The sequence below is a fragment of the Citrobacter sp. S55_ASV_140 genome, assembly GCF_018919505.1.
Taxonomy (GTDB): Bacteria; Pseudomonadota; Gammaproteobacteria; order Enterobacterales; family Enterobacteriaceae; genus Citrobacter; species Citrobacter werkmanii.
In genome coordinates this window covers 14,940-41,874 of record NZ_JAHLQZ010000021.1, presented here as the reverse complement: position 1 = coordinate 41,874, position 26,935 = coordinate 14,940, and the positions used below count along the sequence as shown (strand labels likewise).

At 52.1% G+C, this 26,935-nt stretch carries 29 protein-coding genes and 1 pseudogene; 16 read left to right on the top strand and 14 right to left on the bottom strand.

All coding sequences use genetic code 11. The features are described 5' to 3' along the window. Positions 1-140: 140 nt before the first annotated feature. The 4 genes from KQJ18_RS05945 (at position 141) to mtgA (ending at position 5,213) form a co-directional block, all read left to right on the top strand. Positions 141-1,070 (top strand): TIGR01212 family radical SAM protein, encoded by a 930-nt coding sequence (locus KQJ18_RS05945; RefSeq protein WP_114140335.1) that lies wholly within the window; start codon positions 141-143, stop codon positions 1,068-1,070. A 207-nt stretch (positions 1,071-1,277) separates the two neighbouring features. Further along, on the top strand, positions 1,278-3,614 hold the full coding sequence (gene arcB / locus KQJ18_RS05940; protein WP_216421642.1) for an aerobic respiration two-component sensor histidine kinase ArcB: 2,337 nt from the start codon (positions 1,278-1,280) through the stop codon (positions 3,612-3,614). 229 nt (positions 3,615-3,843) lie between these two features. After that, on the top strand, positions 3,844-4,497 hold the full coding sequence (elbB, locus tag KQJ18_RS05935) for an isoprenoid biosynthesis glyoxalase ElbB (RefSeq protein ID WP_038634284.1): 654 nt from the start codon (positions 3,844-3,846) through the stop codon (positions 4,495-4,497). Further along, complete coding sequence (gene mtgA, locus KQJ18_RS05930; protein ID WP_038634281.1) at positions 4,494-5,213, top strand: monofunctional biosynthetic peptidoglycan transglycosylase; 720 nt, start codon at positions 4,494-4,496, stop codon at positions 5,211-5,213. Before elbB ends, mtgA begins: the two co-directional genes overlap by 4 nt. A gap of 66 nt (positions 5,214-5,279) precedes the next feature. Here mtgA and npr read toward each other — a convergent pair whose 3' ends face one another. From npr to KQJ18_RS05875, 11 genes are all read right to left on the bottom strand, one after another. Next, the gene (npr, locus tag KQJ18_RS05925) at positions 5,280-5,552 is read right to left on the bottom strand and encodes a PTS phosphocarrier protein NPr (RefSeq protein WP_003025086.1); all 273 of its coding nucleotides are present in this window, start codon (positions 5,550-5,552) and stop codon (positions 5,280-5,282) included. Then, positions 5,549-6,403, bottom strand: a complete 855-nt coding sequence (gene rapZ / locus KQJ18_RS05920; protein WP_003025085.1) for an RNase adapter RapZ — start codon at positions 6,401-6,403, stop codon at positions 5,549-5,551. The genes npr and rapZ overlap by 4 nt, the downstream gene beginning before the upstream one ends. A gap of 45 nt (positions 6,404-6,448) precedes the next feature. Beyond that, positions 6,449-6,940 (bottom strand): PTS IIA-like nitrogen regulatory protein PtsN, encoded by a 492-nt coding sequence (gene ptsN / locus KQJ18_RS05915; protein WP_038634278.1) that lies wholly within the window; start codon positions 6,938-6,940, stop codon positions 6,449-6,451. A gap of 83 nt (positions 6,941-7,023) precedes the next feature. Beyond that, positions 7,024-7,311, bottom strand: a complete 288-nt coding sequence (gene hpf / locus KQJ18_RS05910; RefSeq protein WP_038634275.1) for a ribosome hibernation promoting factor — start codon at positions 7,309-7,311, stop codon at positions 7,024-7,026. A gap of 22 nt (positions 7,312-7,333) precedes the next feature. Then, positions 7,334-8,767, bottom strand: a complete 1,434-nt coding sequence (gene rpoN / locus KQJ18_RS05905) for an RNA polymerase factor sigma-54 (RefSeq protein ID WP_085048639.1) — start codon at positions 8,765-8,767, stop codon at positions 7,334-7,336. A gap of 46 nt (positions 8,768-8,813) precedes the next feature. Then, positions 8,814-9,539 carry an LPS export ABC transporter ATP-binding protein gene (lptB, locus tag KQJ18_RS05900; RefSeq protein WP_003025073.1) on the bottom strand — a complete coding sequence of 242 codons (726 nt, stop codon included), beginning with the start codon at positions 9,537-9,539 and terminating at the stop codon, positions 8,814-8,816. A gap of 6 nt (positions 9,540-9,545) precedes the next feature. Beyond that, the gene (lptA, locus tag KQJ18_RS05895; RefSeq protein WP_038634270.1) at positions 9,546-10,094 is read right to left on the bottom strand and encodes a lipopolysaccharide ABC transporter substrate-binding protein LptA; all 549 of its coding nucleotides are present in this window, start codon (positions 10,092-10,094) and stop codon (positions 9,546-9,548) included. After that, positions 10,063-10,638, bottom strand: a complete 576-nt coding sequence (lptC, locus tag KQJ18_RS05890) for an LPS export ABC transporter periplasmic protein LptC (RefSeq protein WP_038634267.1) — start codon at positions 10,636-10,638, stop codon at positions 10,063-10,065. Before lptC ends, lptA begins: the two co-directional genes overlap by 32 nt. After that, on the bottom strand, positions 10,635-11,201 hold the full coding sequence (kdsC, locus tag KQJ18_RS05885) for a 3-deoxy-manno-octulosonate-8-phosphatase KdsC (protein WP_079225927.1): 567 nt from the start codon (positions 11,199-11,201) through the stop codon (positions 10,635-10,637). The genes lptC and kdsC overlap by 4 nt, the downstream gene beginning before the upstream one ends. A 20-nt stretch (positions 11,202-11,221) precedes the next feature. Continuing rightward, complete coding sequence (gene kdsD / locus KQJ18_RS05880) at positions 11,222-12,208, bottom strand: arabinose-5-phosphate isomerase KdsD (RefSeq protein WP_038634261.1); 987 nt, start codon at positions 12,206-12,208, stop codon at positions 11,222-11,224. A gap of 13 nt (positions 12,209-12,221) precedes the next feature. Beyond that, positions 12,222-13,199 (bottom strand): calcium/sodium antiporter, encoded by a 978-nt coding sequence (locus tag KQJ18_RS05875; RefSeq protein ID WP_038634258.1) that lies wholly within the window; start codon positions 13,197-13,199, stop codon positions 12,222-12,224. Positions 13,200-13,414: 215 nt separating this feature from the next. Here KQJ18_RS05875 and mlaF point away from each other — a divergent pair, with 215 nt between their 5' ends. The 7 genes from mlaF to murA all read left to right on the top strand — a co-directional run bounded on the left by mlaF (position 13,415) and on the right by murA (position 18,263). Beyond that, on the top strand, positions 13,415-14,227 hold the full coding sequence (gene mlaF, locus KQJ18_RS05870) for a phospholipid ABC transporter ATP-binding protein MlaF (protein WP_038634255.1): 813 nt from the start codon (positions 13,415-13,417) through the stop codon (positions 14,225-14,227). A 7-nt stretch (positions 14,228-14,234) separates the two neighbouring features. Then, the gene (mlaE, locus tag KQJ18_RS05865) at positions 14,235-15,017 is read left to right on the top strand and encodes a lipid asymmetry maintenance ABC transporter permease subunit MlaE (RefSeq protein ID WP_085048643.1); all 783 of its coding nucleotides are present in this window, start codon (positions 14,235-14,237) and stop codon (positions 15,015-15,017) included. Positions 15,018-15,021: 4 nt separating this feature from the next. Then, a complete protein-coding gene (gene mlaD, locus KQJ18_RS05860; protein ID WP_038642894.1) occupies positions 15,022-15,579 on the top strand; it encodes an outer membrane lipid asymmetry maintenance protein MlaD in 558 nt (185 codons plus the stop codon). Between the two features lie 18 nt (positions 15,580-15,597). Next, on the top strand, positions 15,598-16,233 hold the full coding sequence (mlaC, locus tag KQJ18_RS05855; protein ID WP_038634253.1) for a phospholipid-binding protein MlaC: 636 nt from the start codon (positions 15,598-15,600) through the stop codon (positions 16,231-16,233). After that, positions 16,233-16,526 carry a lipid asymmetry maintenance protein MlaB gene (gene mlaB, locus KQJ18_RS05850; RefSeq protein ID WP_038634251.1) on the top strand — a complete coding sequence of 98 codons (294 nt, stop codon included), beginning with the start codon at positions 16,233-16,235 and terminating at the stop codon, positions 16,524-16,526. The genes mlaC and mlaB overlap by 1 nt, the downstream gene beginning before the upstream one ends. 169 nt (positions 16,527-16,695) lie before the next feature. After that, on the top strand, positions 16,696-16,950 hold the full coding sequence (gene ibaG / locus KQJ18_RS05845; protein ID WP_032940719.1) for a BolA family iron metabolism protein IbaG: 255 nt from the start codon (positions 16,696-16,698) through the stop codon (positions 16,948-16,950). A 53-nt stretch (positions 16,951-17,003) separates the two neighbouring features. Then, a complete protein-coding gene (gene murA, locus KQJ18_RS05840) occupies positions 17,004-18,263 on the top strand; it encodes a UDP-N-acetylglucosamine 1-carboxyvinyltransferase (protein ID WP_047026390.1) in 1,260 nt (419 codons plus the stop codon). Positions 18,264-18,319: 56 nt separating this feature from the next. Here the strand turns inward: murA and sfsB are convergent, their stop codons facing one another. Together sfsB and ispB are read right to left on the bottom strand one after the other, a co-directional pair. Then, the gene (gene sfsB / locus KQJ18_RS05835) at positions 18,320-18,604 is read right to left on the bottom strand and encodes a DNA-binding transcriptional regulator SfsB (protein WP_038634246.1); all 285 of its coding nucleotides are present in this window, start codon (positions 18,602-18,604) and stop codon (positions 18,320-18,322) included. A 224-nt stretch (positions 18,605-18,828) separates the two neighbouring features. Continuing rightward, positions 18,829-19,800 (bottom strand): octaprenyl diphosphate synthase, encoded by a 972-nt coding sequence (ispB, locus tag KQJ18_RS05830; protein WP_003025033.1) that lies wholly within the window; start codon positions 19,798-19,800, stop codon positions 18,829-18,831. Between the two features lie 258 nt (positions 19,801-20,058). Here ispB and rplU point away from each other — a divergent pair, with 258 nt between their 5' ends. The 5 genes from rplU (at position 20,059) to opgB (ending at position 25,376) form a co-directional block, all read left to right on the top strand. Then, positions 20,059-20,370 (top strand): 50S ribosomal protein L21, encoded by a 312-nt coding sequence (rplU, locus tag KQJ18_RS05825; RefSeq protein WP_003025032.1) that lies wholly within the window; start codon positions 20,059-20,061, stop codon positions 20,368-20,370. 19 nt (positions 20,371-20,389) lie between these two features. Beyond that, positions 20,390-20,647, top strand: coding sequence for a 50S ribosomal protein L27 (gene rpmA, locus KQJ18_RS05820; RefSeq protein ID WP_003025030.1), 258 nt, complete (start codon positions 20,390-20,392; stop codon positions 20,645-20,647). 127 nt (positions 20,648-20,774) lie between these two features. Next, positions 20,775-21,740, top strand: coding sequence for a DMT family transporter (locus tag KQJ18_RS05815; RefSeq protein ID WP_006687874.1), 966 nt, complete (start codon positions 20,775-20,777; stop codon positions 21,738-21,740). Between the two features lie 15 nt (positions 21,741-21,755). Further along, entirely contained in the window at positions 21,756-22,928 is a 1,173-nt protein-coding gene (gene cgtA / locus KQJ18_RS05810; RefSeq protein WP_038634240.1) for an Obg family GTPase CgtA, read from the top strand. A gap of 123 nt (positions 22,929-23,051) precedes the next feature. After that, positions 23,052-25,376: a phosphatidylglycerol--membrane-oligosaccharide glycerophosphotransferase gene (gene opgB, locus KQJ18_RS05805; protein ID WP_216421641.1), complete on the top strand. Its 2,325-nt coding sequence runs from the start codon at positions 23,052-23,054 to the stop codon at positions 25,374-25,376. Positions 25,377-25,412: 36 nt separating this feature from the next. Here opgB and dacB read toward each other — a convergent pair. After that, positions 25,413-26,839, bottom strand: a pseudogene (gene dacB / locus KQJ18_RS05800) (serine-type D-Ala-D-Ala carboxypeptidase). Between the last annotated feature and the right edge of the window lie 96 nt (positions 26,840-26,935).

The window sequence follows — 26,935 nt, the reverse complement described above, 5'->3', positions numbered from 1 at the left end:
TTTTAGTGAATGAAATTTCGATTATTTTGATTTGTTATGCAATAAATAAAGGCTCGCCAGGGCGATTGATCCAGGTCATCGCCGACTGGGGCAAAAAATGGCAGGCTTTGGCCTCTTTTCAAGGCGCGGTCTACCAGATTATGCAGTTACAGAAATTAGTCAATATGTTTGGTGGGGATCTTTCTCGCCGTTATGGACAAAAGGTTCATAAACTCACGCTGCACGGCGGCTTTAGCTGTCCAAATCGCGATGGCACCATCGGGCGCGGCGGATGTACTTTCTGTAATGTCGCCTCGTTTGCCGATGAAGCGCAGCAGCACCATTCCATAGCCGAGCAGCTTGAACATCAGGCGCACCTGGTCAATCGCGCAAAACGCTATCTGGCCTATTTCCAGGCCTACACCAGCACCTTTGCTGAAGTACAGGTGCTGCGTTCGATGTATCAACAGGCGGTCAGCCAGGCCAGTATCGTTGGGTTATGCGTTGGGACACGCCCCGACTGTGTGCCGGATGCGGTGCTTGATCTGCTTTGCGAGTATAAAGACCTGGGCTATGAAGTGTGGCTGGAGCTCGGTCTGCAAACCGCGCATGACAAAACCTTGCACCGAATTAACCGCGGCCATGATTTCGCCTGCTACCAAAACACCACGCGGCTGGCGCGCGAGCGCGGGCTGAAAGTGTGCTCGCATCTGATCGTTGGTCTGCCGGGAGAAGGGCAGGCAGAATGTCTGCAAACCATGGAACGCGTGGTGGAGACGGGCGTTGACGGTATTAAGCTGCATCCGCTGCATATTGTGAAAGGCAGTACGATGGCAAAAGCCTGGGAAGCCGGGCGGCTGAACGGGATTGAACTGGACGACTACACGATTACCGCAGGTGAGATGATCCGCCATACGCCGCCGGAGGTGATTTATCATCGTATTTCCGCCAGCGCGCGTCGCCCAACGCTGTTGGCGCCGCTATGGTGTGAAAATCGCTGGACGGGGATGGTCGAACTGGATAAGTACCTTAACGAGCACGGCGTGCAAGGCTCGGCGCTGGGTACGCCGTGGGTGCAACTGGGGAGCTAGTATGTAGGCCTGATAAGGCAAAGCCGCCATCAGGCAATCTGCGCCTGCTTGCCTGATGGCGCTTCGCTTATCAGGCCTACGATGAACTTATCCGGCCTACCGCCTACCCGGTCATTTCACCGATAACCGCCGCATTTCTTGCACAATCTTCAACGTCACGCTGAGAATTGAGTATTATTGTGCCAAGTTGTCGTGAAGGAACCCTCTATGAAGCAAATTCGTATGCTGGCGCAATATTATGTCGACCTGATGATGAAGTTAGGTCTGGTGCGCTTTTCGCTGCTATTAGCGCTGGCTTTGGTCGTGTTGGCAATTGTGGTGCAAATGGCTGTCACCATGGTGCTGCATGGCCAGGTAGAAAGCATTGATGTCATCCGCTCTATCTTTTTTGGTCTGTTAATTACCCCCTGGGCCGTCTATTTTTTGTCAGTGGTGGTGGAGCAACTGGAGGAATCCCGGCAGCGTCTGTCACGGCTGGTGCAAAAGCTGGAAGAGATGCGCGAGCGCGATCTCAAGCTCAATGTGCAGTTGAAAGATAATATCGCCCAGCTCAATCAGGAAATTGTTGAGCGCGAAAAAGCTGAAGCGGAGCGTCAGGAAACGTTTGAGCAACTGAAGGTCGAAATCAAAGAGCGCGAAGAAGCGCAGATTCAGCTTGAGCAACAGTCTTCATTTTTACGCTCTTTCCTTGATGCCTCGCCGGACCTGGTCTTTTATCGTAATGAAGATAAAGAATTTTCCGGCTGTAACCGCGCCATGGAGCTGCTTACCGGCAAGAGCGAAAAGCAACTGGTGAATTTGAAACCGGCTGACGTTTACTCCCCAGAGGCGGCTGAAAAAGTTATTGAGACCGACGAGAAGGTGTTTCGTCATAACGTCTCGCTCACCTATGAACAGTGGCTGGACTATCCGGATGGACGCAAAGCCTGCTTTGAAATTCGTAAAGTGCCTTACTACGACCGCGTTGGTAAACGTCATGGCCTGATGGGCTTTGGTCGCGATATTACCGAACGTAAGCGTTATCAGGACGCGCTTGAACGCGCCAGCCGCGATAAGACCACGTTTATTTCTACCATCAGTCACGAGCTGCGTACGCCGCTGAACGGCATCGTTGGCTTAAGCCGGATCCTGCTGGATACGGATCTGACCGCCGAGCAGGAAAAATACCTGAAAACTATCCATGTCTCTGCCGTGACGTTGGGCAATATTTTCAACGATATTATCGATATGGATAAGATGGAGCGGCGTAAAGTCCAGCTCGATAACCAGCCGATCGATTTCACCAGCTTTATGGCGGATCTGGAAAACCTCTCTGGCCTGCAGGCACAGCAAAAAGGGCTGCGTTTTGTGCTTGAGCCAACGCTACCGTTGCCGCATAAAGTGATTACCGACGGCACGCGTTTGCGCCAGATTCTGTGGAATCTGATCAGCAACGCCGTGAAGTTTACCCAGCAGGGGCAGGTGACCGTGCGGGCGCGCTATGACCAGGGGAATATGCTGCATTTCGAGGTAGAAGATTCCGGGATCGGCATTCCGCAGGATGAACAGGATAAAATCTTCGCCATGTATTATCAGGTGAAGGACAGTAACGGCGGCAAACCGGCAACAGGAACCGGGATTGGTCTGGCCGTATCAAAGCGTCTGGCGAAAAATATGGGCGGCGATATTACGGTCTCCAGCCAGGCTGGTAAAGGCTCTGTCTTTACGCTGACTGTGCATGCGCCTGCGGTAGCGGAAGAGATTGAAGACGCTTTTGAAGACGATGACATGCCGCTGCCCGCCCTGAATGTCCTGCTGGTGGAAGACATTGAACTGAACGTCATTGTCGCGCGCTCAGTGCTGGAAAAACTGGGTAATAGCGTGGATGTCGCCATGACCGGGAAAGCCGCGCTGGAAATGTTCACGCCGGGTGAATATGACCTGGTATTGCTGGATATTCAGCTACCGGATATGACCGGGCTGGATATCTCCCGCGAGCTTACGCAAAAATACGCGCGTGAAGATCTGCCGCCGCTGGTGGCCCTTACCGCCAACGTTCTGAAAGATAAAAAAGAGTATCTGGATGCGGGAATGGACGACGTGCTGAGTAAGCCGCTGTCAGTCCCGGCTTTAACCGCCATGATCAAAAAATACTGGGATACCCGAAACAAAGAGGAGAGCACTGTGACATCTGAAGAGAGCAGTAAATCGCAAGCGCTGTTAGATATTCCTATGTTGGAACAATACCTCGAGCTGGTGGGACCGAAGTTAATTACCGACGGGCTGGCGGTGTTTGAGAAGATGATGCCGGGATATTTGAGCGTGCTGGAATCCAATCTTACTGCACGTGATAAAAAAGGCGTGGTTGAGGAAGGTCATAAAATTAAAGGTGCGGCAGGTTCGGTGGGGCTGCGCCATCTGCAACAGTTAGGTCAGCAAATCCAGTCGCCAGATCTTCCAGCCTGGGAAGATAACGTTGCTGAATGGATTGAAGAGATGAAGCAGGAGTGGCAGCACGACGTGGCGGTACTAAAAGCTTGGGTGGCGAGTGCGGAAAAAAAATGACCCCGGCTTGACCGGGGTGCGCGAATACTGCGCCAACACCAGGGAAATCGTGGCTGCGCCGTAACTTATTGTCATTGTTTACAAAGGCACAGCCCTATTTTTCAGGCCGCACGCAGTTAAGATAGCAAATCTTAAATAATTTGTTACATGAATCAGTTAAATGTGTGAAGCGTAGCATTTAAATCATAATAACTAATATGTTTCAGCCAGTTGAGAAAGGAGTATCACGATGAAAAAAGTGGGAGTCGTGCTCAGCGGATGCGGTGTGTATGACGGTGCAGAGATCCATGAAACCGTACTCACGCTGCTGGCCATTGCCCGCAACGGCGCGCAGGCCGTCTGCTTCGCACCGGATAAACAACAAGCTGATGTGATTAATCATCTGACCGGCGAGCCGATGCCGGAAACACGCAATGTCCTGATTGAAGCCGCTCGTCTCACACGCGGCGAGATTCGCCCGCTTGCTCAGGCGGTTTCAACGGAACTGGATGCGTTGATCGTGCCGGGTGGGTTTGGCGCCGCCAAAAATCTGAGTAATTTTGCCAGCCAGGGCAGCGAATGTCGGGTTGACAGTGATTTAGCCGCGCTGGCAGTTGCCATGCATCAGATGGGGAAACCGTTGGGATTTATGTGTATTGCGCCCGCCATGTTACCCAAAATTTTTGATTTTCCGCTGCGTCTGACCATTGGCACGGATATCGATACGGCAGAGGTACTGGAGGAGATGGGCGCTGAACATGTGCCTTGTCCGGTTGATGACATTGTCGTTGATGAAGACAACAAAATCGTTACCACGCCCGCCTATATGCTGGCGCAGGATATCGCTCAGGCCGCGAGTGGCATCGATAAACTGGTCTCGCGTGTGCTGGTGTTGGTTGAATGAGAACAGGCGTTACCGCTTTTCTGCGGCGTATCTTTCTACGGGCGGTTATCGTCCTCGCCGTATTCTGGGGCGGGGGTATCGCCCTTTTCAGCGTGATGCCGGTGCCGTTCTCGGCGGTGATGGTCGAGCGGCAACTGGGCGCATGGTTATCCGGTGATTTCGGGTATGTGGCGCATTCGGACTGGGTGAGTATGGATGAGATCTCACCGTGGATGGGACTGGCGGTGATTGCCGCCGAGGACCAGAAGTTCCCTGACCATTGGGGATTTGATGTCTCTGCCATCGAGAAAGCGCTGGCGCATAATGAACGTAATGAAAACCGTATTCGCGGGGCGTCAACGTTATCGCAACAGACGGCAAAAAACCTCTTTCTGTGGGATGGACGTAGCTGGGTGCGTAAGGGCCTTGAAGCCGGGCTCACGCTGGGGATGGAAACGGTCTGGAGCAAGAAACGTATTCTGACCGTCTATCTGAACGTTGCGGAGTTTGGCGACGGCATTTTTGGCGTGGAGGCGGCGGCGCAGCGGTATTTTCATAAGCCTGCCAGTCGCTTGAGTATGTCTGAAGCGGCCTTGCTGGCGGCGGTCCTACCTAATCCTTTACGTTTTAAAGCGAATGCGCCTTCGGGTTATGTGCGTAGCCGTCAGGCGTGGATTATGCGCCAAATGCGCCAGTTAGGCGGTGAGTCGTTTATGCGGGAAAATAAGCTGTATTAGCGGAGTTATTTCCGGATGCGGCGTAAACGCCTTATCCGGCCTACTGGCTACGTTCTGTGTACTCGATTAATCTTCGTCAAACCCTGAATTAAACAGGGCAACCACCGCGGCCAGAGCTTCAACTTCCTGCGGGCCTGTGGCTTCAACTTCTATCTGCCGCCCCTTCGCAGAATCCAGCATCAGCAGCGCGATAACGCTGTTTGCCTCGGCTTCCGTTCCTTCATCATTACGCAGCAAAACTTCTGCTTCGAAACCCTGCATCAATTCAAAAAGTTTCATTGCTGGCCGGGCATGCATGCCCAGCTTATTAGTGATTTCAACGGTTTGCTTCACGGTCATGATTTACGTTTTTCCAGCGTACGATGGCGTGACTGCACGTTTTTACCGCGTGAGCGGAAGTAGTCTGCCAGCTGCTCTGCAATATACACCGAACGGTGTTTCCCGCCGGTACAGCCGATGGCTACAGTGAGGTAGCTGCGGTTGTTGGTCTCCAGCATGGGTAACCATAGCTCAAGATAGCTGCGGGTCTGGTAGATAAAATTGTGTACTTCTGTGTGCCTGTCGAGGAAGGCGGCGACAGGGCGGTCAAGACCGGTCATCGGGCGCAGCTTCGGATCCCAGTGTGGGTTGGGCAGGAAGCGAACGTCAAAGACGTAGTCCGCGTCAATCGGGATACCGTGTTTGAAACCAAAGGATTCGAATACCATCGTCAATTCACGTTCACGTTTGCCCAGCAGTCGGGTACGCAGCATTTCCGCCAGTTCGTGTACGGACATTTCGGAGGTATCAACAATCAGGTCTGCGCGGGAACGCAGCGGCTCCAACAAATCGCTTTCTTTATCGATAGCGCTTTCCAGCGACAAGTTTTTGCTGGAGAGGGGGTGTAAACGACGCGTGTCGCTGTAGCGGCGAATCAGCGTGTTACGGTCAGCATCAAGGAACAGCAACTGCGGTGAGAAGCCTTCAGGCAGATTGTTCATTGCCTGCTCGAAAATCTCCGGGGATTCCGGCATGTTACGCACATCAATGCTGACGGCCGCAGAAATCTGGCGATCGGCCAGTGTACGAGCCAGATCGGGCAACAGCACTACGGGAAGGTTATCCACGCAGTAAAAACCCATATCTTCCAGCGCACGCAGGGCAACGGATTTGCCTGACCCTGAACGACCGCTGACGATCATCAGTACCATGTACTGTTTCTCCTCACAACGACAAAAAAGGATGCCATTGGGTTGTTATGCTTCATCCTGTCCACCTTCGGTGTCCGTGATGATTTGATACAACTCCTGGTCACTCTGTGCGGCGCGCAGGCGACGGCAGATGGCTTTATCTGCCAGACGTTTGGCGACCAGCGATAATGTATGCAAATGCGTCTTGGTTTGGTCTGCCGGGACCAGCAGGGCGAAAAGCAGATCGACGGGCTGATTATCAATGGCGTCGAAGGCGATGGGGGTTTCGAGTTGCACAAACACGCCAACCGCGCGCATCGTGTCTTCTTCCAGCTTGCCGTGCGGGATGGCAATACCATTACCGATGCCGGTACTGCCCATTTTTTCACGCGTCAGAATGGCTTCAAATACCACCTGAGAGGGCAAGCTGAGCTGTTTTGCCGCCAGTTCACTGATGATTTCCAGTGCGCGTTTCTTGCTTTGGCAGTGAACGGCCGCGCGCGTACATTCCTGGTTAAGAACATTGCTCAGTTGTAGAGTCGTATCGTTATTTGTCATAATTTCACCTAAGCGCTAACTGTACAAATGGCCCGTTGTGCTGCACAACAGGCCGTCCTGCACCCGCTAACTGCCCGGACAAGTTAGTGCTGTTTCAGTTTATCTTTATGTTTTGTTAACTGCCGAGCCAGTTTATCAATTAAACCGTCAATGGCGGCGTACATATCCTGACCTTCCGCGCTGGCATGAATTTCGCCACCGTTTACATGCAGTGTTGCATCCGAGATATGTGTAACCTTCTCCACTTTCAACACAATATAGACCTGATTAATCCGGTCGAAATATTGTTCAAGCTTGGCGAACTTGGTATTAACAAACTCGCGCAGAGCTTCCGTGATTTCGACGTTGTTTCCAGTGATGTTGAGCTGCATAGTGTCTTCCTTATCGGTTGGGTCACACCAGTTGTTTGCGCTGGTTAGACGGCGGAATGGATAAAGACTCTCGGTACTTCGCAACGGTGCGGCGCGCCACCATGATACCCTGATCCGACAGCATAGAGGTTAACTTGCTGTCACTCAGCGGTTTCGCGGGGTTCTCCGCAGCAATTAATTTCTTCACCAGTGCGCGGATCGCTGTGGATGAGGCTTCGCCCCCGCCTTCAGTGTTAACGTGACTGGAAAAGAAATACTTCAGTTCAAATATGCCGCGCGGACTGTGCAAATACTTTTGCGTGGTCACTCGGGAAATGGTCGATTCGTGCATCTCGACGGCCTGGGCGATATCCGCCAGCACCATCGGTTTCATAAATTCTTCGCCTTGCTCAAAGAAGGCCTGCTGCTGTTCAACGATACAGCGACTGACGCGCAGCAGCGTATCATTGCGGCTTTCCAGACTTTTAATCAGCCACTTCGCATCCTGCAAATTGCTACGAATAAACTGGCTGTCGGCATCGTTGCGCGCGCTATTGCACATCGCGGCGTAGTGCTGGTTAATCTGCAAGCGTGGAATGCTGTCGCCGTTGAGTTCGACCACCCAACGATCGTTATGCTTACGCACCAGCACATCCGGGATGACGTATTCCGGCTCGCCGGTTTGGATCGACTGTCCTGGGCGGGGATCGAGCGACTGGATGAGGTTGACGGCTTCTTTCAGCACGTCTTCTTTCAGTCGGGTTACGCGCATCAGCGAGCGAAAGTCATGGTTGGCTAACAGATCGAGGTGATCGCTGATAATCAGGCGCGCTTCTTCCAGCCATGGCGTGGACTTATCAAATTGCGAAAGTTGGATCAGTAAGCAGTCACGCAGATCTTTGGCTGCCACGCCAACGGGATCAAAGCGCTGAACGCGTTTAAGCACGGCTTCGATTTCATCCATACCGACGTCGTCATCGCCCATGCTTTCGAGAATATCGTCCAGGGACACGGTGAGATAACCGGTTTCGTCAACCGCATCAACAATCGATGTTGCAATCGCGCGATCGGTATCCGAGAACGGGGTCAGCTCCACTTGCCACATCAGGTAATCCTGCAGCGATTGCGTGGTCTCCCCCTGATAAACAGGCAGTTCGTCGTCAATGTAATCTCCGCTGGTGCCTGAAGGCGTACCGGCGGTGTAGATTTCATCCCAACTGGCGTCAAGCGGCAATTCCTCAGGCATCTCTTTTTGTTCGAGTGCATCTGCGGTATCGAGGGATTCGCTGTCCTGTTTTTCCTGGGTATCAATTTCGTCGTGAAGATCGGTTTGCTCGAGCAGTGGGTTACTTTCCAGCGCTTGCTGAAGTTCTTGCTGAAGTTCCAGCGTGGACAACTGCAACAGACGGATCGCCTGTTGTAGCTGAGGCGTCATCGCCAGTTGTTGGCTAAGCCTGAGTTGCAAACCTTGCTTCATGTTCAGAGTTGTTTTCTCCTGCGGTGACGTGAAGTCTTCTACCCTATCAGAGTCTGAAGTCTTCCCCAAGGTATACGCGCTTAACGTGCTCATCCTGCAGTATTTCTGTCGGCGTGCCGTGGGCGATCAGGTGTCCCTGGCTCACGATATAGGCGCGCTCACAAACTGCCAGCGTTTCGCGGACGTTATGGTCGGTAATCAACACCCCAAGCCCGCTGTCGCGCAGGTGTTCGATGATCCGTTTGATATCGATAACGGAAATCGGGTCAACACCGGCAAACGGTTCATCAAGCAGGATAAATTTCGGATTCGCGGCCAGCGCGCGGGCGATTTCCACACGGCGTCGTTCACCACCGGAGAGCGATTGGCCCATGCTGTCACGCAGATGTTCGATATGGAATTCTTCCATCAGCTCATTGGCGCGATCTTCCCGCTGCTCACTGGTGAGATCGTCACGAATTTGCAGTACCGCCATCAGGTTATCAAACACGCTCAGGCGACGGAAAATAGACGCTTCCTGCGGTAGGTAGCCGATGCCGCGACGCGCGCGCGCATGCAGTGGCAGCAGACTGATATCTTCGTCATCAATGATAATGTTGCCCGCATCGCGCGGCACAATGCCGACCACCATGTAAAATGTCGTTGTCTTGCCCGCACCGTTAGGACCAAGCAGACCGACGATCTCCCCGGAGTTGACGGTCAGACTGACATCTTCCACCACACGGCGGCCCTTATAGGCCTTTGCAAGGTTCTTTGCAGTTAATGTTGCCATAACGAATCAGTTACCTTTTTTCTCTGCCGGAGCCTTGTTTTTGTCCTGCAACTGCGACGGAACCAGAACGGTGGTGACGCGTTTGCCTTTATCGCTGAAGGCCTGCATTTTCTGCTCTTTTACCAGATAGGTGATCTTATCACCCGTGATGTTGCTATCGAGCTGTTCCAGGTAAGCCTTACCGGTGAGCACGACGAAGTCTTTCGCCAGTTCATAGTGCATGTGTGAGGCGCGGCCTTTCACTGGCTTACCGTTGTCCTGCATCTGGTAAAAGGTGGCGGGCTCACCGTAACCATCAATCACTTCTTTACCGTCTTCACCGCCCGGGCGGGTCACAACGACTTTATCGGCATTAATTTTGATGGTGCCCTGAGTCACAATCACGTTACCAGTAAACGTCACCACGTTGCCCTGCATATCCAGGGACTGCTGGTCCGACTCGATATGAATCGGCTGCTCGGTATCGCCGGTGACGGCAAATGCCGGAATGCTGGCGGCCAGAAGTGAACTGGCAAGCACAAGATTAAGGCTGAGTTTGTTTATTTTGGATTTCATATGAGGTTCTAACCTTTTCAATCAGCTCGGCGTTCTTGTTGCGTAAGTTGCCGCGCATCTTCAGTCCGCTGGAGTTAAATGTTGTGCCATATAACGTGACAAGATCATCAGAAGTGACGTCTTGAGTCACCAGGTTAATCTGTGCGTTATCGGTCGTAATTCTGCGTAGTTGAGAGTCAGGCACCAGGGCGTTAACTTCAACATGGCCGTACAGATACAGCATTCGATCGTTGGTCAATTTGGCTTTATCGGCTTTGATTGACCAGGTCGGTACTTTATCTTTATCAAACGTGGTTAATACCGGTTGAGTAAACCACGAAACCGCTTGCTCCGAATAATATTCAACGTGTTGGGCGATCAAGTGATAGCTCAGCGCGCCTTCCGGACTATACACGACGGTATCGGTATGTTCGCTTTTATAGGTTGGCTCGTTGTTATTGACGGCGACCTGAGTGGCCTCGTCTTTGTCTGCCAGGTTAATACCAATCATCACAAGGACAGCCAGCGACAGTAGAATGATAACCCAACGTCTGGTTTTGCTCATATCGATTGCCCTTTGGCCTCGTCCAGTTTGCCCTGCGCCAGGAGTAATAAATCGCAGACTTCACGTACAGCGCCGCGTCCCCCATCGATACGGGTGACGTAGTCGGCGCGTGGAATCAGCAATGGATGGGCATCCGCCACCGCTACGCTTAATCCCACTTTTGCCATCACTGGCCAGTCGATCAGGTCATCGCCAACATAGGCCACATTTTCCGGCGCGATCGCCAGTTTTCCAAGCAGATCGTCAAAGGCGATCAGTTTGTCTGACTGCCCCTGATACAGATGCGTGATCCCCAATGTGGCACAGCGATCTTCTACAAGTTTAGCCTTTCGTCCGGTAATAATAGCAACCTCAATACCGGAAGTGAGCGCACAGCGAATTCCGTAGCCATCGCGGACGTTAAAAGCCTTCAGCTCTTCACCGTTGTTGCCCATATAAATCAGACCATCAGACAATACGCCATCCACATCCAGGATCAGCAAACGGATGTTCTCTGCCCGGGTGATAACGTCAGCGCTGACGGGTCCATAACAGGTCGCAAGCGACGCACCTGCTTTACTCATTTTCTTTATCCTTGAGTTTCTTACACTACACCTGCACGCAGCAGATCATGCATATGTAACACACCGAGTAACTGGTCGCCATCAGCAACCATTACCGAAGTGATATGGCGGGACTGCATTAAGTTCAGGGCATCAACGGCAAGAATGCCCGGACGCACGCGAATGCCTCCAGGGGTCATCACATCGGCAATGCCTAACTGGCGTACATCTACGCCCATATCAAAGACGCGACGTAAATCGCCATCCGTGAAAATACCGTCAATCTTCATTGCATCATCGCAAATGACGGTCATGCCGAGATTTTTACGTGTGATCTCAAGTAAGGCGTCACGCAGGCTGGCGCTTTTATTAACATGCGGAATCTCATCACCCGTATGCATAATATCGTTAACACGCAGCAAAAGCTTACGGCCCAGTGCGCCACCCGGATGCGATAACGCAAAATCTTCCGCGGTGAAGCCGCGTGCTTTTAATAACGCCACGGCAAGGGCATCGCCCATCACCAGCGTTGCGGTGGTGCTGCTGGTCGGCGCCAGGCCTAACGGGCAAGCTTCCTTGGGCACTTTAACACACAGATGCACATCTGCCGCACGCGCCATGCTGCTTTCCGGACGGCCGGTCATGCAGATAAGCGGGACATGAAGACGTTTTAATACCGGGATTAACGCCGCTATCTCATTGGATTCGCCGGAGTTAGAGATGGCGATCACCACATCCTGCGGCGAGACCATGCCTAAATCGCCATGCGCGGCTTCGCCCGGGTGCACGAAAAATGAGGGGGTGCCGGTGCTGGCAAAAGTGGCCGCCATCTTCCGCCCAATATGTCCGGATTTCCCCATCCCCATCACCACGACTTTGCCCGGGCAACTGAATATTTTTTCACAAGCGAGGGTAAAGTTTTGATTAATGTACTGATCAAGCTCCGCCAGGCCTTCACGTTCAATTGCCAGGACTTCCTTGCCTGCTTGCTGAAAGTCAAAACCCGGTTGCAACTCTAAGTGCGACATAATGCGTTTCCAGTTATCCAACGAGAAGTGGCGATAACCAATACAGCATCGCCAGCCATATGATAAAACCGCCGGTCAGCAGCGCACCCGCGCCGCGACCAATCTGGCGCGGACGTCGCCAGCAGAGTAGTGCAAAAATCACGCTCACCAGCAGCATGACGCTATAGTCACGGGTGAAGGCCATCGGATTGACTTCACCCGGCGTAATCAGCGCCGGTAACCCGAGGACGATAACAATATTAAAAATGTTCGCGCCGATGATGTTGCCAACGGCAATATCGTTTTCGCCTTTACGCAGACCTGCAATGGCCGTTGCCAGCTCTGGCAAACTGGTGCCAATAGCGACTACCGTCAGCCCGATAGTGAGTTCGCTCATGGCGAAATAGTTCGCCAGTACGGTGGCGTTATCCACCACCATCCGTGTTGCCATTGGCATAATAATCAACGCAATGCCCAACCACAAAAATGCGACCGGTAATCCGCCTTCGCGTGGAAGCTCCGCTATCTGCTCCCGGGTCAGCGTGTCATTGCCTTGTCGCTCAGCCAGACGGGCGATTTTAACAATGAATAGCAGCCATAGCACGGCCAGAAGCAGGAGAAAGAAACCGTCACTACGACTCAACTGGCCGTCATACAACACGGATGCGGCTAAAATACTCACCAGCAACATTAGCGGTAATTCACGGCGCAGAACATCAGAATGCACGGTAAAAGGATGAATCAGCGCCGACAGACCTAAAATAAGCAGAATGTTGGTAATGTTAGAGCCGATAGCGGTACCCACGGCCAGATCGAGTTGCCCATTTATTGATGCCGCTACAGAGACAATGATCTCGGGTAACGACGTCCCTACGCTCACAACGGTCATCCCAATAATAATGGGGGGGATACCGAAATTTCGACATAAAATGGATGCGGCAAATACCAGACGGTCGGCACCGTAGACCACCAGAAGTAAACCAATTATTAACAGCGCCGTCGCTAAAAGCATCTAAAGTCCTTTCTTCAGGTATACTCGCCGGTCCACTTGAAGGATCTTCTGGAAGCCGTAACGAAGTCTTAATTTTGACTTTATGCGGCTAAAAAGTAAAACAAATGCCAGCTTTCGCTAACCAGGACGGGCAATAATCTGTAAATATGTTGGGTTCAGGGCTAAATTGAGCGCCAAACTCTTCGATCAACGAGGCAATAGTAAAGGATGAATCAATGGGTCAGTCTGTGGCGAATCTAGTCGATATGCGCGATGTCAGCTTTTCCCGAGGCGATCGCTGCATCTTTGATAATATTTCCCTGACGGTGCCGCGTGGTAAGGTGACGGCGATCATGGGGCCATCAGGCATCGGCAAAACGACGCTATTGCGTCTGATTGGCGGACAGATACCCCCGGATAAGGGCGAGATCCTGTTCGACGGCGAGAACGTTCCGGCCATGTCCCGTTCGCGTTTATTTACCGTGCGTAAACGCATGAGTATGTTGTTTCAGTCCGGCGCGCTGTTTACCGACATGAACGTGTTTGACAACGTCGCGTATCCGCTACGCGAGCATACGACGTTGCCTGCAGCGTTGCTGAAAAGCACGGTGATGATGAAGCTTGAAGCCGTTGGTCTGCGGGGCGCGGCAAAGTTAATGCCTTCTGAATTATCCGGTGGGATGGCACGGCGTGCCGCGTTAGCACGCGCCATCGCGCTGGAGCCTGACCTCATTATGTTTGACGAACCGTTCGTCGGCCAGGATCCCATTACCATGGGTGTGCTGGTGAAACTGATTTCGGAACTGAACAGTGCGCTGGGCGTCACCTGCGTGGTGGTGTCCCATGATGTGCCTGAGGTGCTGAGTATTGCAGATTACGCCTATATTATGGCGGACAAAAAAATAGTGGCCTACGGTAGTGCTCAGGCTCTGCAAGAAAACGCCGACCCGCGCGTACGTCAGTTCCTTGACGGTATTGCTGATGGGCCGGTTCCGTTCCGTTATCCGGCGGGCGACTACCACATCGATTTACTCAAAACAGGGAGTTAAGCCACCCATGTTGTTAAATGCGCTGGCATCACTCGGACATCGAGGGATTAAAACCCTCAGGACGTTCGGGCGAGCCGGATTAATGTTGTTCAATGCGGTTGTCGGCAAGCCGGAGTTTCGCAAACATGCGCCGCTGCTGATACGCCAGCTCTATAATGTCGGTGTCTTATCGATGCTGATCATTATTGTTTCTGGTGTGTTCATCGGTATGGTGCTGGGGTTGCAGGGATACCTGGTTCTGACGACCTACAGTGCGGAAACCAGCCTTGGCATGCTGGTGGCGCTATCATTGTTACGTGAGCTGGGACCGGTTGTTGCGGCGCTACTGTTTGCCGGGCGCGCCGGATCGGCCTTAACCGCAGAGATTGGCCTGATGCGGGCGACCGAGCAACTCTCCAGTCTGGAAATGATGGCCGTCGATCCGCTGCGTCGGGTGATCTCTCCGCGTTTTTGGGCCGGTGTCATTTCATTGCCGCTGTTGACGGTTATTTTTGTCGCGGTGGGGATCTGGGGCGGTTCGCTGGTTGGCGTTAGCTGGAAAGGTATTGATGCAGGCTTTTTCTGGTCGGCGATGCAAAATGCCGTCGACTGGCGTCTGGATCTGGTCAACTGTCTGATTAAGAGCGTGGTGTTCGCCATAACGGTCACCTGGATTGCATTGTTCAATGGTTATGATGCGATCCCGACCTCAGCCGGCATTAGCCGGGCAACGACACGCACCGTTGTGCACGCCTCTCTCGCCGTTCTGGGGCTGGATTTTGTGCTCACCGCACTGATGTTTGGGAATTGAGTTCATGCAAACGAAAAAAAATGAAATTTGGGTCGGGTTATTTCTGCTGATTGCGCTGCTGGCTGCGCTGTTTGTCTGCCTGAAGGCAGCGAATGTTACCTCAATGCGTACTGAGCCGACTTACACGATTTATGCGACTTTTGATAATATTGGCGGCCTGAAAGAACGCTCTCCGGTGCGGATCGGCGGGGTGGTGGTTGGACGCGTATCGGATATCTCGCTGGATCCGAAAACGTACCTACCGCGCGTGACCCTGGAAATCGAATCGCGTTTTAACCATATTCCTGACACCAGCTCCCTGAGCATCCGTACTTCCGGCCTGCTGGGAGAGCAGTATCTGGCATTGAACGTCGGTTTTGAAGATCCTGAGCTGGGAACGTCTATCCTCAAAGATGGCGGTACGATTCAGGACACGAAATCCGCGATGGTGCTGGAAGACATGATTGGTCAGTTCCTTTACAACAGCAACAGTAAAGGTGATGACAATAAGAATTCTGGCGATGCGCCAGCCGCAACTGAAGGCAATAATGAAGCCACTACGCCTGCGGGCGCAACGAAATAATCTCAGGAGAATCGACGTATGTTTAAACGATTGATGATGGTGGCTATGCTGATCATTGCCCCCCTTAGCGCGGCAACCGCGGCGGATCAGACTAACCCGTACAAGTTGATGAATGAGGCGGCGCAGAAGACCTTTGACCGCCTGAAGAACGAGCAACCTAAAATCCGCGCAAACCCGGATTACCTGCGCGATGTTGTCGATCAGGAATTGTTGCCATACGTACAGGTTAAATATGCTGGTGCGCTGGTCCTGGGCCGCTACTACAAAGAAGCGACCCCGGCACAACGTGACGCCTATTTCGCTGCCTTTCGTGAATATCTGAAGCAGGCTTACGGTCAGGCGCTGGCAATGTATCACGGTCAGACCTATCAGATTGCCCCTGAGCAGCCGCTGGGTGATGCGACCATCGTGCCTATCCGCGTGACCATTATCGATCCGAATGGCCGTCCTCCGGTTCGTCTGGATTTCCAGTGGCGTAAAAACTCGCAAACCGGTAACTGGCAGGCGTATGACATGATCGCCGAAGGCGTCAGCATGATCACCACCAAACAGAATGAGTGGAGCGACCTGCTGCGTACCAAAGGCATCGATGGCCTGACAGCACAGCTGAAATCTATTTCTCAGCAGAAAATTACCCTGGAAGAGAAAAAATAATGACCCAGTCACTCACCTGGAAGCGTGAAGGTGACAAGCTGGTGCTGGCGGGAGAGCTGGATCAAGACGTGTTAAATCCATTATGGGATGCGCGAGTTGAGGCGATGCAAGGGGTAACCTGCATCGACCTGAACCAGGTTTCCCGGGTGGATACCGGTGGTCTGGCGTTACTGCTGCACTTGATTGATCAGGGCAAGCAGCAGGGGAACAGCGTTTCGCTCGCTGGTGTTAACGATAAAGTTTACACGCTGGCGCAGCTTTACAATCTGCCTGACGATGTCCTTCCGCGTTAATTTTTTCAGGCTGGATAAGGCCTTGTGCCTTCATCCAGCATCCCCATCATAAGGGATCTGCCATCAAAGCCTTGTCTGATTTATCAGCGAGGCTTTTTGCTTATTTATGACAGCGCCACTTTGCTCTAAGATGTTGGGCTGTTTTCACTATCTGACGAATGAAGAGCCCATGGAAAATAATGAAATTCAGAGCGTGCTGATGAATGCGCTCTCCCTCCAGGAAGTCCACGTTTCTGGCGACGGCAGTCACTTTCAGGTTATTGCCGTGGGTGAGATGTTTGAAGGCATGAGCCGGGTCAAGAAGCAGCAATCAGTCTATGGCCCGTTGATGGAGTACATTGCGGACAACCGCATTCATGCTTTGTCGATTAAAGCGTTTACCCCAGCGGAATGGGCGCGCGATCGCAAACTTAATGGTTTTTGAGCTACGGGTGATGTGCCGGTAGCGAAGATAAATTCTTAACAGAGAACAGAATAATGGATAAATTTCGTGTTCAGGGGCCAACGAAGCTCCAGGGCGAAGTCACAATTTCAGGCGCTAAAAACGCCGCACTGCCGATCCTGTTTGCGGCGCTGCTGGCGGAAGAACCTGTAGAGATCCAAAACGTCCCGAAACTGAAGGACGTTGACACTTCCATGAAGCTACTGAGCCAGTTGGGTGCGAAAGTTGAGCGTAATGGTTCCGTGCACATTGATGCGCGTGACGTTAACGTCTTCTGTGCACCGTATGATCTGGTGAAAACCATGCGTGCGTCTATCTGGGCGCTCGGACCGTTGGTTGCTCGCTTTGGCCAGGGGCAGGTTTCACTGCCGGGCGGTTGCACCATCGGCGCGCGTCCGGTTGACCTGCACATTACCGGTCTGGAGCAGTTAGGCGCGACGATCAAGCTGGAAGAAGGCTATGTGAAGGCGTCCGTTGATGGCCGTCTGAAAGGCGCGCATATCGTTATGGATAAGGTGAGCGTCGGCGCGACGGTCACTATTATGTGTGCGGCAACACTTGCTGAAGGCACCACCATCATTGAAAACGCCGCACGCGAGCCGGAGATCGTCGATACCGCTAATTTCCTGATTGCGCTGGGTGCGAAGATCAGCGGCCAGGGTACCGATCGCATTACCATCGAAGGTGTTGAACGTCTCGGCGGTGGTGTTTATCGCGTTCTGCCAGACCGTATTGAAACCGGCACTTTCCTGGTTGCAGCAGCGATTTCTCGCGGCAAAATTATCTGCCGCAATGCGCAACCTGACACGCTGGATGCCGTCCTGGCGAAGCTGCGTGATGCGGGTGCGGATATCGAAGTCGGCGACGACTGGATAAGCCTCGACATGCACGGCAAGCGTCCGAAGGCGGTCAATGTACGCACTGCGCCGCACCCGGCGTTCCCGACTGATATGCAGGCCCAGTTCACGCTGCTGAATCTGGTGGCAGAAGGAACAGGCTTCATCACGGAAACCGTGTTTGAAAACCGCTTCATGCACGTGCCTGAGCTGAGCCGTATGGGCGCTCACGCGGAAATCGAAAGCAACACTGTGATTTGCCACGGTGTGGAAACGCTCTCCGGCGCGCAAGTGATGGCGACCGATCTGCGTGCGTCAGCAAGCCTGGTGTTGGCGGGTTGTATTGCTGAAGGTACGACGGTGGTCGACCGTATTTATCACATCGATCGCGGCTATGAGCGCATCGAAGATAAACTGCGTGCGCTGGGCGCAAACATTGAGCGCGTGAAAGGCGAGTAATCGTCAACGCCTCTGGTAACCCCCTGGTCTTTGGGCCGGGGGTTACTGCTTAATGTTCATTCAGGATTCTTTTTCCCTCTCGGTCCCCTCATCATCCGTGTTCTGTCGATGAATTCATGCGTTTTTGCATCGTGGTAGCGCGACGGCCAGATCACCCAAGGGTCGGTTCCCAGCGCCCGGGCAATAATCAACTCTCCTTTCGGCCATGGCCGCGTTAACGCGTTCGCCAGCGTTGATGAACTCAAGCCATTTTTACGTGACTCAGCGGCCATTGAGGTGCCTTTTTTGCGCAGTCCGGCGATGATGTCGGCCGTATGCCAGTCAATCAGCTTGCTTTCCATAAATTCATCTCTCCTTTGGTTAATGACTTACGGTTTCACGATCGGTTGTGGCGACACTATAACTCTCCGAGAATAAATGTTCTAAAATGTTCATGTAAGGTGTGAGTATATTCAGATTATGCCAATATCTGGCTTGATAATCTGGAAAGCCGAAAGGATTTATTGGAATTTATAAGAGCATCCCGTGCGAGGCACGGGATGATGAGTGGCTGGGGGGAAGGTAATTAGCGGTCGCGCTGTACGGCGATATGCGCCAGACCAATCAGCGCTTCTCGCCATGGCGTATCAGGCAGCACCTGCAACGCGGCGATGGCTTTATCGGCCTCTTCTTCCGCACGCTGTCGGGTCCACTCCAGAGAGCCACAGGCGTTCATCGCTTCCAGAACCGGCTCCAGAAGGTGACGACCGTTACCTTGTTCAATGGCCTGACGGATCATCTGCGCCTGCTCCGGGGTGCCGTGGCGCATGGCATGCAGCAGCGGTAGCGTCGGCTTACCTTCGTTAAGGTCATCACCGACGTTTTTCCCCAACTGCTCGCCATCTGCGCTGTAATCCAGTAAATCGTCAATTAACTGGAACGCAGTCCCAAGATAACGGCCATAATCCTGCAACCCTTTCTCTTGTTCTTCGCTGCAGCCAGCCAGAATACCTGAGCATTGGGCTGCGGCTTCAAACAAACGCGCCGTCTTGCTGTAGATGACGCGCATATAGTTTTCTTCGGTGATGTCCGGGTCGTTGACGTTCATCAACTGCAGAACTTCACCTTCTGCGATGACGTTAACCGCTTTTGACATGACTTCCAGTACTTTCAGCGAGCCGAGGCTGGTCATCATCTGAAATGCGCGGGTATAGATAAAATCGCCGACCAGCACGCTGGCCGCATTACCAAACGCCGCATTCGCTGTGGCTTTCCCGCGGCGCATGTCGGACTCATCCACAACATCGTCATGCAGGAGGGTCGCAGTGTGGATAAACTCGATGAGGGCTGCAATCGTAACGTGCGCATTTTCCTGGTAACCAACAGCACGTGCTGCAAGTACTGCGATCATTGGGCGAATGCGTTTTCCGCCGCCGCTCACGATGTAGTACCCTAACTGATTGATCAACTGGACGTCGGAATTGAGCTGTTCAAGGATTGTCGCATTGACCCCCGCCATATCTTGCGCGGTTAACTCATTGATTTTTTCTAAATTCATCGCAAAAGCCGGGCTTCTCGCCCCGATTACCTCACTGTATGGCAAGGTAACGTCGGGTTCAGGTTTATAAATATATGCTGATTGTACTGAAAAAACGCCGTAGATAAACGTTACCGTACGTGTTGTGTTTTTTTTCTTCATGTATTGACGGTAGCACTTGTCAAAGGCTCGCGTTTTGCGTAATATTCGCGCCCTATTGTGAATATTTATAGCGCACTCTGAATCATCAAAAAGGTGTGCGCGGAAGCGGAGTTTTTTATGTACGCGGTTTTCCAAAGTGGTGGTAAACAACACCGAGTAAGCGAAGGTCAGACCGTTCGCCTGGAAAAGCTGGACATCGCAACTGGCGAATCTGTTGAATTCGCTGAAGTTCTGATGATCGCAAACGGTGAAGAAGTCAAAATCGGCGTTCCTTTCGTTGATGGCGGCGTTATCAAAGCTGAAGTTGTTGCTCATGGTCGTGGCGAGAAAGTTAAAATCGTTAAGTTTCGTCGTCGTAAACACTACCGTAAGCAGCAGGGCCATCGTCAGTGGTTCACTGATGTGAAAATCACTGGCATCAGCGCTTAAGTTAAGGGGAGCAGATTAAATGGCACATAAAAAGGCTGGCGGCTCGACTCGTAACGGTCGCGATTCAGAAGCTAAACGTCTGGGCGTAAAACGCTTCGGCGGTGAAACAGTTCTGGCTGGTAGCATCATCGTTCGTCAACGTGGTACTAAATTCCACGCTGGCTCCAACGTTGGTTGCGGCAAAGACCACACTCTGTTTGCTAAAGCAGACGGTAAAGTGAAATTTGAAGTGAAAGGCCCGAAAAACCGTAAATTCATCAGCATCGTTGCTGAATAAGTTTTTCGCGTCCCGGTAACGGATAAAAGCCCCGCAACACGTTGCGGGGCTTTTTACATTCGACGGCCGGTAAATATGCTCGTCGCGCCGTGATAAACCGGAAACGAGCCCTTGCAGGGAATACGGCATGAAGCAGCAGGCAGGCATTGGTATTCTGTTAGCACTCACGACTGCAATATGTTGGGGCGCTTTGCCAATAGCAATGAAGCAAGTGCTGGAGGTGATGGAGCCTCCTACCGTGGTGTTCTACCGTTTTTTAATGGCAAGTATTGGCCTTGGCGCTATCCTTGCGGTTAAAAAAAAGCTCCCCCCATTGCGCATTTTTCGCAAAGCGCGTTGGTTGGTGCTGTTGGCAATAGCCACCGGTGGGCTGTTCGGTAACTTCATTCTGTTTAGTTCATCTTTGCAGTACTTGAGCCCAACGGCCTCGCAGGTTATCGGTCAGCTGTCACCCGTTGGCATGATGATCGCCAGCGTCTTTATCCTGAAAGAAAAGATGCGCGGCACGCAGGTGATTGGCGCCATTATGCTTCTGAGCGGCCTGGTTCTGTTTTTTAATACCAGTCTGATCGAAATTTTTACCCGACTCACCGATTACACCTGGGGCGTTATCTTTGGTGTCGGTGCGGCGATGGTCTGGGTGAGCTATGGGGTCGCGCAAAAGGTGTTATTGCGCCGTCTGGCGTCACCGCAGATCCTGTTTTTACTGTACACTTTATGTACGATCGCGTTGTTGCCGCTGGCTAAACCCGGTGTCATCACGCAGCTCAGCGACTGGCAGCTGGCCTGCCTGGTATTCTGCGGCCTGAATACGCTGGTAGGATACGGCGCTCTCGCGGAAGCGATGGCGCGCTGGCAGGCGGCGCAGGTAAGCGCCATTATTACGCTTACGCCGCTGTTTACGTTGTTATTTTCAGATTTATTATCACTGGCCTGGCCCGATTTCTTCGCCAGACCGATGCTAAACCTTTTAGGTTATCTCGGTGCGTTTATCGTGGTTGCGGGCGCGATGTATTCCGCCATTGGTCATCGAATTTGGGGCGGTTTACGTAAGCATGAAACGGTGGTTTCGCAACCCCGCTCAGGCGAATGATTTACGGAGAGTAAAATGAAGTTTGTTGATGAAGCATCGATTCTGGTCGTTGCAGGTGATGGCGGTAATGGTTGCGTGAGCTTCCGCCGTGAAAAATATATTCCAAAAGGCGGCCCGGACGGCGGTGATGGCGGTGATGGCGGCGACGTATGGATGGAAGCCGACGAAAACCTGAACACGCTGATCGATTACCGTTTTGAAAAATCTTTCCGTGCGGAACGTGGTCAGAATGGCGCGAGCCGCGATTGCACAGGTAAACGCGGTAAAGACGTTACGATTAAAGTGCCTGTCGGTACGCGCGTTATCGATCAGGGCACCGGCGAAACCATGGGCGACATGACCAAGCATGGTCAGCGTCTGATGGTCGCTAAAGGCGGCTGGCACGGCCTGGGTAACACCCGTTTCAAATCCTCGGTCAACCGTACTCCGCGTCAGAAAACGATGGGGACACCGGGCGATAAGCGCGATCTGTTGCTGGAGCTGATGCTGCTGGCGGATGTAGGTATGTTGGGTATGCCAAATGCCGGTAAATCGACGTTTATCCGTGCGGTATCCGCGGCGAAGCCGAAAGTTGCCGATTATCCGTTCACCACCCTGGTACCAAGCCTGGGCGTGGTACGTATGGACAACGAAAAGAGCTTCGTAGTGGCCGACATTCCGGGGTTGATTGAAGGCGCGGCTGAAGGCGCGGGTCTGGGGATTCGCTTCCTGAAACACCTGGAACGCTGCCGCGTGTTGCTGCACCTCATCGATATCGATCCAATTGATGGCTCCGATCCGGTAGAGAACGCCCGTATCATTATTGGCGAACTGGAAAAATACAGTCAGGACCTGGCGTCTAAACCGCGCTGGTTAGTGTTCAACAAAATTGATTTGCTGGACAAGGCCGAAGCGGAAGAGAAAGCGAAAGCGATCGCCGAAGCGCTGGGCTGGGAAGGTAAATATTACCTGATCTCCGCCGCCAGCCAGTTGGGCGTGAAGGATCTGTGCTGGGATGTGATGACCTTTATCATTGAGAACCCGATTGTTCAGGCTGAAGAAGCGAAACAGCCAGAGAAAGTTGAGTTCATGTGGGATGATTATCACCGCCAGCAGCTCGCTGAAGTCGAAGACGAAGCGGAAGATGACTGGGATGACGATTGGGACGAAGACGACGAAGAAGGCGTTGAGTTCATCTATAAGCGTTGATTTTGAGGGCTGGTTTACCAGCCCTTTTATTTATATATTCTGAAAAAAATATTAATGATGTTCCCGCATTAAACGACCAATTATAATTCCTCCTCATTTAGCGTGCATGTATGAGACGAGGTAATGCAATACTCATTTGTAGCAATTATTATATCACTGGCCTCAATGGTTTTGGCCGCCCTGATTTATAAAAGTAAAGGCTATAGGGCAATCTATTACGCGTTTCTTATTTTACTTGCTCAGTGCATTTCTTTATTTTTAAGCCTGTTTTGGTTAGGCTGTTATTACTTTACGGGCGAAGGGGTTAATGACGCTGTTATTTATACTTTGACCCGCTCGCTTTATGGCGCGGATTTTAAAGATTACGTCGCGCCTTTTGTCGTTACTGTCTTGCTGATTGGACTGCTACTCTTTCTGAGCTGGCGATTCATGCAAGGTAAAAATGTTCAAAAAGAGAGAAAACAGTACGCTTCGATAACCGCCGTATTGCTGACATTTTTTGCTGTTGGCATCTCTCCGGCATTATTACAATTCACTAATTATAACAAGCCGCCAGCAGAAGTAGATGGTTCCGATTTTTCGCGCTACTATATTACGCCAGATACCAGGATTAATAATCCAAAATATAATCTGGTATATATTTATGCAGAAAGCCTGGAAAGAACCTACTTTGATAAAGACACATTTCCTCAGTTGCTGCCTGATTTAACGGCGCTGAAACAAGATGGCCTGGATTTTAGCGGCACAGAACAGTATCCGGCGACGGATTTTACAATAGCAGGGATCGTGGCATCGCAGTGTGGTCTTCCGCTGTTTGCACCGACCGATTTAAGTGGCAAGAAAGCAAGTCTGGGCTTCTTTTCCTCTTCAGTCTGCCTTGGGGATATTTTGAAAAATTCAGGTTATGAAACCTGGTTTATGCAGGGCGCTGATTTACGTTTCGCCGATAAGGATGTGTTTTTTAAAACGCACGGCATTGACCATGCCTGGGGACTGGCGGAGTCTGGCCTGGAGAAGGATTTTTCCGCCCAGAATGCCTGGGGGCTATATGATGATATGCTGCTGGAAAAGGTCTGGCGCAAGTTTGAGCATTTGTCCCGGCAAAAAACGCCTTTTGCGTTATTCACGTTGACGCTGGATACCCATCCTCCTGAAGGTTATATCCCCACGAGCTGTCCTGTCAGCTATAAAAAAAATGGTAGTGAAGTCGATGCGTTAACCTCTGTGCTTTGTAGCCAAAGGGAAATCGCTAAATTCATTAGACGGATACAGGCTTCGCCCTGGGCCAGTAATACAATTATTGTTCTCTCATCCGATCATCTGGTAATGCAAAATATGACGGCTGCTGTGGATTATTTAAATAAAATGCCTCGTCGCAATTTATTTGTGGTTTTCAGAAATGGTGTGACGCCGAAAGTTATCGCCGATAAGCGAAGCACGTTAGATAATGGGGCAACGGTGCTTGAGCTGATGGGGGGCGATAATGCAATAGGCTTAGGGAGAAGTTCATTAAGTCAGCCTTCACTGGCAGCGGTTTTTGACGACTTTAAAAATAAGTTGTTAGCCTGGGGGCCTGCTATCCGCTCCCGTTGGGGAATTCCCGAGTCCATTAAAAATTTTACCGTTGATACCAGAAGAAAGTTGCTGCGTTTTGATAGTTTTGAATACCCTATTCCCGCCTTACTGGAAGTATCTCCGGGACGAGTCTGGCCGGTTGTCGATGACGGGAATGACGTGGGAATGTCTTTAAGGAATACCCTGGGATTTCTGCCTGAAGGCCATAAATTTATCTGGATAGATCAATGCCTGAGCATTGGCCCCGTATGGCAACCGGATTCTGCCGTCAATACTGGGTGGTGTGTTGCCTCTGGGAAAGCCGGTAGCGAGACTCACATCGAGAAAATAACCGCTGAAGATTATTCAGGCGGGATGAGTGAATTTCCGGGCGAAACGAATCATGAACGCTTTCAGCGTATCCAGGCGCGGTTATTACTTTCCGCAAAGGTTGTCCGCTATCAGTCCGATCGCATACTGTTTGCGGCGGAAGGACTGCCTGCATTTGTGAAATCAATAACAGGAGTGGGGCATCCAGAATACTGGGGACGGTGGTCAGATGCGAACCTGTCACCCGCGGTGGCTATCACCTATAACCAACCACTGCCCGCGAAATTTGACGTTGAGATCAAGGCAAAAGCCTTTGGCAAAAATATTGGTGCACCGCTTCCCGTTTCCATCGGTTCCTGTACCCACTATCTCACCCTGCACGCAGAGGCGGAAACGGTGATATTACATATGACGAATCCTGACAGACTCGATACGCTAACGATTGTCCCCCCTTATCCGGAGTTGAGTAACGAGGGAAATTATATCGGTTTTCCTAAATCCGCTCCGCCAAGGAAGCTGGGGATTGGGTTAACCGAGCTGCGGATAATCCCGGTAAACGATTAGAAACGACGAGGGAGCGTTACCGCTCCCTGCATCCGCTTAGTTAGACTGATAAATATCTTTGTACAACCGACTCTCGAAGCGTACCAGCGGAATACGCCGATTACGTTGGTCAGCCGGCTGTACCGCATAGCCCGACAGATACTGCACAAATGCCATACGCTGACCGCTTGCCGTGGTGATGAAGCCTGCGAGGTTGTAGACGCCCTGTAGTGAGCCTGTCTTCGCCGATACTTTGCCATCCACGCCAGCCTGATGCAGGCCCGCACGGTATTGCAGGGAGCCGTCATGGCCCGCCAGCGGTAGCATAGTAATAAAGTTCAGCTCGTTATCGTGCTGAGCGATATATTGCAGCACCTGCATCATGGTCGCCGGGGAAATCAGGTTATGGCGGGAGAGACCAGAACCGTCGGCAATAATGGTGTTGCCAATATCGATGCCCGCCTGCTGGCGCAAAATTTGGCGTACGGCATCGGAACCTGCCCGCCAGGTGCCCGGGACGTTAAATCGTGCATGGCCAATCATGCGGAAAACGGTATCGGCAATCATGTTGTCCGATTTTTTCAGCATAATCTTAAGCAGGTCATGCAGCGGCGCTGACTGTTTGCTGGCAACCACGGTTCCCGGCTCGTTGACCTGCGTCTGGCGCAGCAGCGTGCCGCTGTAAGTGATACCCGCTTGTTTTAACTCATCTTTGATAATCGCCCCGGCATAGCTGGCGCCATCCTGAATGGCGAACGCCAGCGGCAGCGGGTCGGCGCGTTGGGGTAGGCATCCGGTCAGCGTGAAGCGGTTGAGATCGCCTGGAACCACGTCCAGTTCACAATATTGCGCTTCGGCAGAGCCACGCGCCAGGGTTCGCACCTGGCTGAACATGGTGACCGGGTAGTAGGATGCCACGCGAATAAATGCCAGATCGTTCGGTTTTTGCGCGCTGTAGAGCGAAATCGAGAAACAGTTGCGATCGACAATGGCTGCGGCAGGCGGGGCGCTAAAACATTGCGTCATGTCGTTCCAGGGCCAACCGGGGGCTTTATCATGACTGGCGAAAATAGAGGTGTCGATCAGAACATTTCCGGCAATTTGCGTCACACCAGATTTTTTCAGAGTCGCTACCATATTGCGAATATCCTGGCGTTTTAGCGTCGGATCGGCGCCAAATCGCGCCACTAAGTCACCTTTCAAAACGCCGCCTTCCACGTTGCCTTTCGTCTCAAGCGTGGTGGTAAAACGGAAATCAGGCCCGAGCTGAATCAACGCCGCCAGCGCGGTGATCACTTTCTGGGTACTGGCGGGGAGCGCCATCTGCTGGCTATGAAAATCAATAGCGGGTGCAGATGCGCCAACCTTCTGTACCATAAGGGCGAGGTTGGCCCCGGCAGGAAGCTGGTTGATGTATTCGTCGACATTCGCAGCCTGAACGCTATACTGGCAGTCAATCCAATGGTAAATCTGGGAAATCGCATAATCTCGCGCTAACAACCTGGAAACAGGCCGTCATACTACGGCGCAACGCCCCAAAAAGTAAACGATGACCCATAGGGAACTCCAGGGTAAAATGA